This is a genomic window from Dyadobacter sp. CY312 (genome assembly GCF_021390535.1).
Taxonomy (GTDB): Bacteria; Bacteroidota; Bacteroidia; order Cytophagales; family Spirosomataceae; genus Dyadobacter.
The window spans coordinates 1-12,650 of sequence record NZ_JAJUXG010000029.1; the positions used below are offsets into that span (position 1 = coordinate 1).

Genomic DNA, 12,650 nt, shown 5'->3' on the forward strand with positions numbered 1-12,650 from the left:
TCAGAACTCGTTGTAGCGATCGTTTTCGCTACCGTTGTTCCCGATTGGGAGTGCAAAAGTGCAGCCTTTATTTTTAATACGCAAGTACAAGGCAAAAGTATTTTTAACTTTTTTTTAAATTAATTTTCAAAGTGCTGAAAACCAATAATGTAATGCAGAAAGTTTTTTACAAGTTTTTTTAACCCCATAACTCAACAGCGCTGATTGTGCCGAAAAACGCTGTAAAGACTGCTTCCCGGATTCTAGTCCAGACTGAATCAACAGATCGTGACATCTTATTAGTAGAACATAAATCGATGCATTCATTTATAATCCCGCCTAAAGCTACATCTCGGCGCTGAATTCCTCCTATTATATATGGTAAAGAGTTTGTCAGGTGCTAAGAAGATAAGGGATGCACATTACTTTTAAATCTGTCAAACGAAACACATCAAATAGTTTTTAAATGCAAAAAGCACAGCTCTTGATAGAAACTGTGCTTTTTTGAGAATGTGTCAATTATTATTTAGCTCCACTAGTACTAGGAAGAAACACCTTACCCGCCTTAGTAATAACAGTAGGAGAAGACATGTATTCTTTACTATCCGATTTAAATGTCCATTTGGTAGTTCCGGTTTCTCCATCGAGTGCAAACAACGAGCCATCTGGTTCATTGCAACTTGTATAAACTACATCGTTGACGGCAACTGGTGCATTAAACCTCGCCTTAAGACTTTTAGATTCAAAAACCCATTTTTCTCTACCCGCAGCTATATCGAACGCCCTTAACGACCACACAGTATTTGAAAATACACTACCATTGCTCACAATTGGGGATTCTATGGTATAGTTAACAGGAACTTTCCACTTCTCTTTTCCAGACGCCAAGTCAATAGCGTATAAGTAATCCTCGAAACTACCATGATCCACCCCCAGATAAAGAATACCATTGTTAATAGCCGGCGTGTATTCAAATGATTCCCCTGCTTCAAATATCCATTTTGTCTGTCCTGTTGCGGCATTAAGTGAATATAATTTATTTGCGTTTGTTGAAGGAATCAACAGCGCTCCATCTACATAAGCAGGTTTAAGATCATGGCCTACTGGTATGGAAACCGCCCATTTTTCTTTGCCTGTTAGCGCATCAACTGCATAGAACTTTCCATTCAAGGTTCCAAAATACACAGTACCTTCAACTACTGTCATTTTTGATATAATTAAACCATAATACTTAGCCCATTTTTCTGCGCCAGTATTAGCATCCATAGCATACAACCCGGAATTATCTGCTGCAAACACTGTCTTGTCCGCAACCGTTACAGCATCAAAGCCTGTAAATTCATTCGGAGTTTTTCTTTCCCATTTTTTTATTCCTGTGGTAGCGTCAATCGCTTGTACAACATCGACTCCCCAAACATAAACTATCCCATCACTAACTTCGGGTGCATTTTTTGCTGCATAACTAATTGGAAACTCCCACTTTTTGACACCGGTTTTGGCATCAATGGAATAAAGTTTTCCGGTGTAAGTCATGTATGCAACCCGTTTATAATCGGTAACATAAATACTTTCTGCCTCGTCTTTGACCACCTCAGGTTCTGGCTCTTTTTCTGAATCTTTCGAACATGAAAGCATACCTATGGTCATTACTGCCAAGGTCAGCTTTAAAATCTTACTGTAAAAATTGATAAGCATAATTTGTAGAGGGTAAAATGGTTTTGTAACATTTGATACACGATATAGAATTAATACGTATAAAATCGTTTAAGTCACCCAAAACCAAAATTTTTAACCTCCCCTTCCAAATTTTATGGCTCACAATCAACAATTACACCCCTTTAAAATACTCAATCACATGCATCTTCAACAATGCTTCCTGTTTTTCGATGCCGCCTTGTGGTAAGGCACGGTTTAGTGTGTAATGTGGCCAGCCGTCTTTGTCACGGCGTTCGAAGAGGTAATAGGAAGAAAGGCTCAGGACTTTACATATGCCTATATGCATGAGATCCTGCTTTTGTTCTTTGGTAAATCGCTTGGCTCCCTGGCCGAGCTCCTGTACACCTATGAGGAACAGGACGCCGTTGAGATCGGCGGGGCGTTTGCCTATTGTGTCTTCCAGGGATTGCAGCAGGTGCTCCCATTGTATATCTAGTGGTTGGTCTTCTATATCAATCATGATTTTTAGCGATTGGCTGTTTGGCTTTCGGCTAACAGCTGCATTACTTCTATTTTAAAATCTGCTTTTAACAGCATGAAAACTATACGATGTACTTTGGCCATTGGCTGCCGCTTTTGTTTTGTTTTTATTCTTCATCTGGTAATACCTCCTTACAAGTCAAACGCTGCGTGAGGGATAGAAACGGAAAGCCCGCAGCGCCGCTTTTCGCGGTGCGAGGACTTGTAGTGAATAGCCCGGCCCGCAGGGACACGCCCAAATTACAAGCTGCTAACAATAAGTCAAAAGCAGCACTATTGTTTGCTGCTACATTATATATAGTGTACAAACCAATAAGCCCGGCGGGGCGTTCTGTGTACCTCCCTTTAAATTTTTGTAAAATAACAAACATCCCATCAGGATATGGCCATTGAGGGAAAAGCATTTGAGGGTTTTTCCTAACTTTGGCTTTTGCCCCGAATGTATAATGATAGTAGAAGAGAATAAATCAGAGCGATTGAAAAAGAACGATTATTTATCGACCCTTAATGAGCCGCAACGGGCGGCAGTGCTGTATGGTGATGGTCCTTTGATGATTATTGCGGGTGCGGGATCCGGGAAAACCAGGGTGCTTACATATAGAATAGCGCATTTGATAGAAAACGGTGTTGATCCTTTCCGGATTTTGTCGCTGACTTTTACCAACAAGGCTTCGGGAGAGATGCGGCATCGTATTGAAACTACGGTGGGAACAGAGGCTCGGAATATCTGGATGGGTACTTTTCACTCCGTATTTGCCAAGATACTTCGGATAGAAGCGCGCTTTCTGGGTTATACGAGTGATTTTTCTATATATGACACTGACGATTCGAAGTCGTTGCTGAGAAGTATTATCAAGGAATACAACCTGGATGATAAGGTATATAAGGCCAATGTGGTTTTTAACAGGATTTCCGGAGCCAAAAACCGGCTTATCTCTGCGGACGATTACCTTAAAAATCCGACGATACAGGCGGATGACGATGCTGCTAAAATGAAGGAGATTGGCAGGATATACAAAACATATGCAGTGCGCTGTTTTCAGGCGAATGCGATGGACTTTGATGATCTGCTTTTTAATACCAATGTGCTTTTCCGCGATTTCCCGGATGTACTCTATAAGTATCAGCAGAAATTTCAGCACGTGATGGTGGATGAGTTTCAGGATACGAACGTTTCGCAGTACCTTATTACAAGAAAACTGTCGGCTGTGCACCGCAATATTGTGGTGGTGGGCGACGACGCGCAAAGTATATATGCTTTCAGGGGTGCCAATATTGAGAACATTCTGAATTTCTCGAAGGATTTTCCTGATGTACAAACTATAAAACTGGAACAGAATTACCGGTCGACGAGCACAATTGTGAATGCGGCGAATTCGGTAATTGCACGAAATAAATCTCAGCTCGAAAAACATACGTTTACGGCGAATGATGAAGGTTCGCTGATCGACGTGATTAAGGCGGGGTCTGACAATGAAGAAGGACGGCTAGTTGCTTCGGCGATTCTGGATGAAAAAATGCAGAAAGCGTTGCGAAATGAAAACTTTGCTATTTTGTATCGTACCAATGCGCAGTCCCGCTCTTTTGAAGAAGCGCTGCGTAAACTGGGAATCAAATACAGGATTATTGGCGGGCAGTCGTTTTATCAACGAAAGGAGATTAAAGATCTGTTGGGTTACCTTCGGTTTACAGTTAATCAACGGGATGAGGAAGCCTTTAAGCGGATTATAAACTTACCCAAACGTGGAATTGGTGACACAACCGTTGCCCGCATCACAGTAACGGCTTCGGAAAACAATGTGCCGATATGGGAAGTAGTATCCAATATTAGCAAATATGCCACCGGCAGAACCTCCACTCCTATTGAGCAATTCGCGACATTGATCAAAAGCTTCAAGATTATGTTTGAAGAAGGAAAAGATGCTTACGAGGTTGCATCTCACATTGCCAAAGTTTCGGGGATTCTCCGTGAATTGTATGAAGACAAAACCGTAGAAGGTCTTTCCAGATACGAAAACGTGCAGGAATTGCTGAACGGGATCAAGGAATTTGTAGATAACGAGGAAAATGAAGATAAAACGCTGAGTGCATTCCTGCAATCGGTATCGCTGCTTACCAACGCTGACGAACCCGATGACAGTGAGGACCACGACCGCGTGACCATGATGACCATCCACTCTGCAAAGGGTCTGGAATTCAGGAATGTGTTCATCGTGGGGTTGGAAGAGGATCTTTTCCCAAGCCAGATGATGCTTGAAAGCCGTCAGGATCTGGAAGAAGAAAGAAGATTATTTTATGTGGCGATTACGAGAGCCGAACAAAAGCTCTCTTTCTCTTATGCAGAAAGCCGGTATCAGTGGGGGCGCCTCAAAATGTGTGAACCGAGCCGTTTCCTGCTGGAAGTTGACCAGAAATATCTAAATATCTCCAATGCTTTGCGACGAGACAGTGAGCCTTCAAGCTCGCCTATGTCATTTGTAAGGAACCTGGGGCCAAGAAAACCAACCGAACCGAAACCTGTACTGGCTGCTGCTGCACATACGCCTACTGGGGATTTTGTACCAAGTGATACGCGTGACCTTGCCGAGGGAGATAAGGTGGAGCATATGAAGTTTGGGTTTGGCACGGTTTTGAAAATGGAGGTGAACGGCAATGACAGGAAAGCGACTGTAAAATTTGACAAGGTTGGCGAAAAAACACTTTTACTGAGTTTTGCCAAGTTACGAATCATAAAATAATTTCTTTATTATAGTTATAGTATGTTTCTTCACAGCTTTATCAATTGTAACTAAAATGCATCCCCGGGACTCTTGGAAACTCCAACATTCCCGGGGATGTGTAATTTCTTATTTTTTTAAACAAACTATCTATGTTTCTTGAAGCAGATCTTACGCGGATAAAAGAGCGTGGCAGTGACCCCACCGTGGTGGAACAGCAAATAGCATATTTCGTTGATGGCTTTCCGTTCCTGCAACTATCCAAAGCAGCAACTGTTGGCGACGGTATCATCAGCCTGACGGATGAGCAGATTAAAGAAGTTGTGAGTGAATTTGATAAAAGTGCAGCCGAGGGAGAAATTGCTCTTCTTAAGTTTGTACCTGCTTCTGGTGCCGCAACACGTATGTTCAAATCTCTTTTTGGCTTTTTGCAGGAAGGTAAAAAGGATAAGTCCGTAGATGAGTTCTTTGCGAGGTTGCGTGAATTTGCTTTTTACGAAGATCTGAAAACTGCCATGGCAGCCGACGGACAGAATATAGAAACTGCTGACGAAAATACCATAGCCTCCTATTACCTTACCAACAAAGGACTCGGATATGGCGAACTTCCAAAAGGACTGTTGAAATTTCACAACTATCCGGAACGCTCCCGTACTCCATTGGAAGAACATTTGGTTGAAGGTGCCAGATATGCGAATGCGGGTGGACAGGTAAAAATACATTTTACAGTTTCACCGGAGCATCGCGACAAATTTGAAAAACTTGTTGTGGAAGCGCTCCCGGGTTATCAGAGCAAGTTTGGGGTTAAGTATTTTGTTTCTTTTTCTGAACAGAAAAGCTCCACCGATACCATTGCTGTCAACCTGGACAACACTCCGTTCCGTGAGAAAGACAACAGCATTCTTTTCAGACCGGCGGGACATGGCGCTCTGTTAGAAAACCTTGCTCAGTTGGATGCTGATGTGATCTTTATTAAAAACATCGATAACGTTGTACCTGATAACATTAAGGAAGAGACAATCACTTACAAAAAGGCGTTGGCAGGAATTGTTTTGAAATATCAGAAACGCATTTTTGATTACCTCAACCAACTTACTGACTCGACAGACGAAACATTATTGGAAGAACTTGACACATTTTTCAAGGAAGAGCTTTGTGTGGTTCCGCCAGCCAGCTTCAAAACCTGGGGTGCCGCAGAGAAAAAAGCATATTTTCTTAAAAAACTTGACCGGCCATTGCGTGCGTGCGGTATGGTGAAAAATCAGGGTGAACCTGGTGGCGGACCGTTCTGGGCAGAAAATGCAGATGGTTCTTCTTCATTGCAAATAGTAGAATCTGCTCAGGTGGATGTAGATGATGCAGAGCAAAACAGTATTTTCAAGAACTCGACACACTTCAATCCGGTAGATTTGGTATGTGCTGTGAAAAATAACCTGGGTGAGCTTTATGATCTGAAACAGTTCAGGGATCCACTTACAGGATTTATTACAGGAAAATCAAAAGATGGTAAAGAACTGAAAGCGCAGGAATTGCCGGGATTGTGGAATGGCGCCATGGCCGACTGGAATACCCTTTTTGTAGAGGTTCCATTGATTACTTTCAACCCTGTGAAAACAGTAAATGACTTGCTGCGCGAACAGCATCAATAGCTCTTGGCTGTTAGCTTATAGCTATTAGCCTTTTACTTCTGAAATTACAAGTAACAAAAAAGGTCGGTTCCATTTCGGTTCCGACCTTTTTAATGTTTTTTAAGCTTCAATATTATTCTCAAGGAATTGGCAAAACCTTCGTTTCCTTGAACGTAGAGAGGATTACCATCGTTTGCGTACTGGCAACTTCTTCAATTTCATTGATTTTTTCCAGCATTAGCTTTTGATAGGTGCTAATATCTTTGGAAATAACCCGTAGAAGAAAATCTCCTGTGCCTGTAATATGGTGGCATTCTATAATTTCTGGTATTGCATGTACCTTCTCTACAAATGACTCGGTTACTGCTTTTCTGTGTCCAACCAAAGATATCTGAACAAAAGTACTTACACCCAAGCCTACTTTATCCGGCTCCAACTGGGCGTGGTAACTTTTAATGATTCCCGACTGTTCCAGTTTTTTAACCCTTTCCAAAGTTGGAGCAGGTGACAGTCCTATTTCCTTAGATAGTTGAGCGTTGGTTATTTTGGCATTTGTTTGTAAAATCTCCAGTACTTTACGGTCTATCTGGTCTAATTTTATTATCGACGACATTTTTTGTGACAAGTTTATAGTATAGCCATTAAGGCGCTGCAAAACTAATTAGAATCCCGAAGATTCTGTTAATAATATACTGAAATTTTGTCAAAAAAAAGAATTATCGTAGGTCAAACGAGAATTTAGTATGGAAATATTAGGTTTTAGCCAATTTGTAACCCATTCATCACACAAAGTTTATACTGCGTAGGATTCAATTTTTTGCAAAAAATCCTGATAAGTTACTTTGATTCCCTCTTCCAATTCCATGCTGTGTTTCCAACCCAGCGCATGTAATTTGCTTACATCCATCAGTTTGCGGGGTGTACCGTCAGGCTTCTCCACATTCCAGTTAATGCGTCCGGTATAACCCACTATACGCTGTATCATTTCCGCAAGCTCTTTAATTGTAACGTCATGCCCCACACCCACGTTAAGAAACTCAGGACTGCTGTAATTTTCCATCAGGAAATAACATGCATCGGCCAGGTCGTCGGCATGTAGAAATTCACGCAAAGGAGATCCGGTGCCCCACAGCTCTACAAATGCTTTATTTTCCTCTTTGGCTTCATGAAACTTACGGATCATGGCTGGAAGCACGTGAGACTTATTCAGATCGTAATTGTCGTTTGGTCCGTATAGGTTGGTTGGCATTACAGATATAAAATCACAGCCATATTGACTTCTGTAAGCTTCACACATTTTTATACCAGCAATTTTCGCAATTGCATAAGGCTCGTTTGTCGATTCCAGCAGGCCGGTTAGCAAAGAATCTTCATGTAAAGGTTGCGGTGCCAGTTTTGGATAAATGCAGGAAGAACCCAAAAACATTAATTTTTTGACATCATTCCTGTAAGCAGAGTCGATTACGTTATTTTGTATCTGAAGATTTTCATATAGAAATTCAGCACGATAAATGTTGTTGGCCATGATGCCCCCTACCTTAGCCGCTGCAAGAAAAACATAATCAGGGCGTTCGCTTGCAAAGAATTCACGTACGGCATCCTGCTCACGTAAATCCAGCTCAGACGATGTACGAACAACAAAATTTGTGTAGCCTTCCTTAACGAGCTTACGATGAATTGCCGAGCCAACCATTCCTCTGTGTCCGGCAATGTAAATTTTAGCGCTTTTTTCCACTGTGATTGTCTAAATTTGTAGGTTCAAAATCAATAACGTTGAGACGAATTCGTTACAAAAGTAACAATCTTGCGCTTAAGAAAATCTATATACATGCAAAGTGTTATTCTGATCCTGTGCTTTTTAACGGTTTTTTTACCGGCGGTAGCTCTCGGACAGTCCGAACAAAAAGAAACGCCACCTGCCTGGCTTCCTAAGGAGACAGTAAAAACAGATACAGCCGGTGCGCGCAAAGGCCGTTCCAATGATCTGAAATCTTTTATTTCCGGGCTGGATCCCGTTGTTGGAGCTTCGTTACCCGGCGGTAATGGCAAATCCGGCACGCTTTCCAGTTTGTTTGGAGAAACTATTCCGGACCTTGGTCTCCGGGTGAAAGATTATAAAGACCAAAAGGAAGAAAGAAAGCAGAAGAAAGAAAAAAAGAAATTATCCAAAGTACAGTACGAAGGCATCCAGATGGAAGCCATGTCGATAAAGTTTGGAAGCGGCGACAGGGCAACCATCGAAAACTTCCACGTTCTGAAGGAAATCAAGCCATTAAATCCTTATGTAAGAGCTGCTGAAACGAGATATTATGATAAAAAAACGAAACGTCTGAGTTCCTCTTTAATCAAAGAAAAACAAAATGCGCTTCTTCTTCATGGCTCTTACCGGAAGTATAGTGGGGAAAATCTCATAGAAGAGGGTTTTTATTACATGGGTACAAAAGATGGCCGCTGGGTGAAATACGATTCTAAATTTAACCTGATCGATAAGTCTGTCTGGAATAGAGGATTCCCTGCGGAGTCACGCATCACCTATTATGACTCAGCGTATACACAGGTAAAGGAAGTTCTTCCGGTCACGTTCGGGAAAGTCGAAGGCGAGTATCTTGAATATTACAAAGAAGGTCAGCTTATGGCCAATGGAAAATATGAAGCTGGTAAAAAAGTGGGTCGCTGGATCGAATATTACCAATTCAGACGTCAGCGTAAAAAGGAGATTCAATACCCTAAAAGCAGCTGGGATGAAGAATTTGAGCCATTTGTACTGAGAGAATGGGACGACAAAGGCAAGTTGCTTTATGATTATACCAAAGATCCCCGTGCATCGGTTGAAGAAGAAACCGAAGTTGAAAATCCCTGAAGTTGAAAATCACCTTCTGCCAATACTTTAGCGTGTTTATCTTCAAACACGAATTTATCCGCTTATGAGTCAATCTATATCAGGCTTTTTTAAGAACAATACTTTTCTAGCAGTTCTATTATCGTTTATTCCCCTCATTTTATATATTCTGGCATTCAACACCATTGCACTGAATGTCAATTATGTTGCTTTCGACGATATTCTCATTCTTGGGGTTATTCCGGGATTCGGAGAAGCTTCATTGCTTGAAAAATGGCAACGGCTCACTGACCTGTTTCCTGAGCACCGTCTGGTTTTTTCCAGATCCATCATTTTGCTACTTCATTCGATATTCGGGCGGCTCAATCTGGTGTGGGCAATGGTTATTGCCAACTTGTGCTGGGCTGGTTGTGCGTTTGTTTTTTACAAAGCTTTCAAAAAGTTAGACTTATCGCTTTGGTATTTTGTTCCGATCATGTGGTTGTGGTTCAATTTCCAGTCCTTCGAAAACATTTTTTGGGGGGTAAGCTCTCTTTGTAATTTCGGTGTACTGCTGTTTGTAATTACATCATTTTATTTTGCGGCATACCATCCTACTCGCATTGTTTATGCACTTCCTTTCGCTCTGATTGCCACCTTTACATACGGAAATGGGCTCATGTCATTCCCCGTTATAGCCGTTTTGAGCTTACTTTCCGGCCAAAGAAAAGCATTCTTTATTACATTGGCTATGATGGCCATTGTTGCTTTTATCTACTTCATTGATTTTACACCTATTACCCAAAATCTTGATTTCTCAGATCCGAAAGAAGTAAAAGAAGGTTTTATGGGGTTTTTCGGATTCATCGGATCCATTACAACGCTAGCTGCCTATACAGCCGATCCGATAAAACTCTCAATTGCAGTAGCGACAGGAATCATTATGCCAGTCGGTCTGCTATTGTTTTTTAAAAATCAATGGACTGCTTTGTGGCAGGCAGTCTGGTGTAACAAGCCTTATCCAAACAAAACTGCATTATTTGCCATTGCGCTGGCTATGTTTATCGCCATCACATCGCTGGCACTGACTTACAAGCGTATCCCGACAGATCATTTTGAAGGAATGTTTAAAGGCCGGTACAGAATGTACTCAACGCTCGCCTGCATTGCCCTTTATTTCTGCTTTCTTTCTCTTACCCGTCACACACGCAGGGAGAAAAGCTTGCCATTCATTATCGGTCTGACAGTAGTTCTAAATCTGGTTATATTACACAGCAATTTTGCGGATGCGGTTACAAACCGTCGCAGTGCTGTTACTCAGGAGTTCAATGCCCGTTATAACGCTGACTGGCTGGGAACCAAGATGTTTTCAATGGATAGAACACATCTTGAAAAGATCAGATCCTATTATTCGTCCGAAGACCCGCTGGCTACCAATTGGCATCCTGCTGCGCTGTCGGTTTCGGTTGCATGCGATAGTACCTATAATCCCGATCTGATTGTCTTGGAAAACGATCATTTAAGAATCAGTTATAGCGAGGATTTCTTCCCTGCGACCAAAGATTATACAGACGGAGGATATGTTATACTAAAATCAGATGGACACACTTATACTGCTCCTCTTAATCAACAGCCTGTTCCGCTGAAAACAACACTTAGAAGACAAATGTATTTTGCCAAAGGCGGACTTGCAGATTTCCATGTGGCTAACATAGAACCGGGTAATTATTCAATTTATTTGCTCAAACGGCAAAATGGTGTAAACCGGATTTATTGCACCCAAAAAACCTGGAAAGAACAGTAGTACTTTTTAGAACTTATCGTGAATTCCTGTTAAAATACGCTCCACTTCCTTTCTTACTTCGGAAGTTGGTCTGGTAAAATTGTTATTCATAAAACTAAATACCAGCGTTTTTCCCTTCTTTGTTAACAGATAACCGCTCAGATTGTAGGTATTGCTCATGCTACCGGTCTTAGCAAACACAAAAGGGACTTCTGATTTGAAAGAATTTTTAATCGTACCCGATTTCCCCCCCGCAGGAAATATCTTAAACAGCCTTTCGCGAGGAACTTTCTTATAGGTCTTTTGCAAAAGTGCCACTATGGATCTCGGAGTAAAAAGGTTGTAACGGCTTAATCCTGAACCGTCTTTCCATATCGGCTTGTCGGGCAAGTCGGCTAAATGTTGGGTGATAGCATGCCCGATTGCCTTTTCTGTATTCAATGGCAAACCATTCGCCGAAGCATAAATGAGCATCAGTTGCTCGGCAAGCATGTTATCGCTCACCTGCATCATCAGTGTATATAAGGAATCCGAAGGGATACTATAAACCTTTTGCAGCTCAATGTTAAGCGGAATTTGAATGGTTTTAATCTCCTTCTTTAATGTATCGCTCAATAATTCCACCAGGAGCTGATCCGACATCCTAACCGGTAGATCCTGATTTAAGCCCTCAGGAATTACAAACTGAGAATGGTGGAAGACATTTTGAAACTCATCCCGCACAATACCTGATGTAACTGTATCTTTCACCAAAAACTGCGACCAGTGCTTTGGCGACACAGTGAAACGCTGAGATGCCTGACCCGAAAATCTTGCTATATTTCCATATACAGGCATCGGACTGACCTCTGGCTGATAGTAATCGTTATAATCGTCCCAGGCCCATCCGGGACCAAACCTTTTATTTTCGAAATGCGCCGGCGTATAAAATATCTGTTCCTTTCTTCCTTTCAAAAAGTCATATACCCGGCTGTGAGGCAGGTCAGGATGCAACAGAGACGGATCTCCCGTTCCTCTTATCAAGAGTAGTTCTCCCCATTCCAGATACTCCAGCCCGGGAATAGAATCTCCCAAAGCACTTATTCCTGCATAAAAACTAAAAAGTTTTGTGTTGGAGGCCGGGTTGAAATATTGCTTCTCATTGTAAGCTGCCAATGTCTTTTCCTCCCCTACCTTTTGCAACGCAATACCAGTATGTTGCTGAGTTAAAACCTGCGAATTTTTTATCTCACGATTCAGATAATGAGAAACAGAACATCCGGATAAACTGATAACTCCGGCAAGCAACAATAGTGTGCGCATAAAATTAATTGGCATTATGTAAAGGTCGTAGTGCGTGCTCATCTCCACAGGATCGTGTTTGTTTTCCCTTAATAACATCCTGTTTTGTAGTCATATATCAGGCATCAAAAGCAGATTATGAGCACTTCCGTAAAGTTAATAGTTTCGTTTTAAAAGTAAGAAATTGAAGTGCTGTTTTCCATAATTGAACATCAGATCACATTTTCCCCAGCCAGAATGCGTTATTT

At 41.7% G+C, this 12,650-nt stretch carries 10 protein-coding genes; 4 read left to right on the forward strand and 6 right to left on the reverse strand.

Translation table 11 applies throughout. The annotated features are described in order from the left end of the window. Positions 1–501: 501 nt before the first annotated feature. The 3 genes from LZG71_RS27975 to LZG71_RS27985 all read right to left on the reverse strand — a co-directional run bounded on the left by LZG71_RS27975 (position 502) and on the right by LZG71_RS27985 (position 2,579). The gene (locus LZG71_RS27975; protein WP_233826117.1) at positions 502–1,674 is read right to left on the reverse strand and encodes a PQQ-binding-like beta-propeller repeat protein; all 1,173 of its coding nucleotides are present in this window, start codon (positions 1,672–1,674) and stop codon (positions 502–504) included. A gap of 133 nt (positions 1,675–1,807) precedes the next feature. After that, entirely contained in the window at positions 1,808–2,155 is a 348-nt protein-coding gene (locus tag LZG71_RS27980) for a hypothetical protein (protein WP_233826120.1), read from the reverse strand. Positions 2,156–2,282: 127 nt separating this feature from the next. Continuing rightward, a complete protein-coding gene (locus tag LZG71_RS27985; protein WP_233826123.1) occupies positions 2,283–2,579 on the reverse strand; it encodes a hypothetical protein in 297 nt (98 codons plus the stop codon). Between the two features lie 42 nt (positions 2,580–2,621). On the opposite strand from LZG71_RS27985, the gene LZG71_RS27990 reads away from it, so the two are divergent. Further along, on the forward strand, positions 2,622–4,913 hold the full coding sequence (locus LZG71_RS27990; RefSeq protein ID WP_233826125.1) for an ATP-dependent helicase: 2,292 nt from the start codon (positions 2,622–2,624) through the stop codon (positions 4,911–4,913). 131 nt (positions 4,914–5,044) lie between these two features. After that, positions 5,045–6,541, forward strand: a complete 1,497-nt coding sequence (locus LZG71_RS27995; RefSeq protein WP_233826127.1) for a DUF4301 family protein — start codon at positions 5,045–5,047, stop codon at positions 6,539–6,541. Between the two features lie 118 nt (positions 6,542–6,659). Here the strand turns inward: LZG71_RS27995 and LZG71_RS28000 are convergent, their stop codons facing one another. Both LZG71_RS28000 and LZG71_RS28005 read right to left on the reverse strand, forming a co-directional pair. Beyond that, positions 6,660–7,133: an Lrp/AsnC family transcriptional regulator gene (locus tag LZG71_RS28000; protein ID WP_115834344.1), complete on the reverse strand. Its 474-nt coding sequence runs from the start codon at positions 7,131–7,133 to the stop codon at positions 6,660–6,662. Between the two features lie 180 nt (positions 7,134–7,313). Then, positions 7,314–8,255: a GDP-L-fucose synthase gene (locus LZG71_RS28005; RefSeq protein WP_310587798.1), complete on the reverse strand. Its 942-nt coding sequence runs from the start codon at positions 8,253–8,255 to the stop codon at positions 7,314–7,316. Between the two features lie 93 nt (positions 8,256–8,348). Between LZG71_RS28005 and LZG71_RS28010 the strand changes: the two genes are divergently transcribed. Continuing rightward, entirely contained in the window at positions 8,349–9,380 is a 1,032-nt protein-coding gene (locus tag LZG71_RS28010; protein WP_233826133.1) for a toxin-antitoxin system YwqK family antitoxin, read from the forward strand. A 64-nt stretch (positions 9,381–9,444) separates the two neighbouring features. Then, on the forward strand, positions 9,445–11,142 hold the full coding sequence (locus LZG71_RS28015; protein WP_233826135.1) for a hypothetical protein: 1,698 nt from the start codon (positions 9,445–9,447) through the stop codon (positions 11,140–11,142). A gap of 6 nt (positions 11,143–11,148) precedes the next feature. On the opposite strand, the gene LZG71_RS28020 is transcribed toward LZG71_RS28015, so the two are convergent. Then, a complete protein-coding gene (locus LZG71_RS28020; protein ID WP_233826137.1) occupies positions 11,149–12,501 on the reverse strand; it encodes a D-alanyl-D-alanine carboxypeptidase/D-alanyl-D-alanine-endopeptidase in 1,353 nt (450 codons plus the stop codon). Positions 12,502–12,650 lie beyond the last annotated feature (149 nt).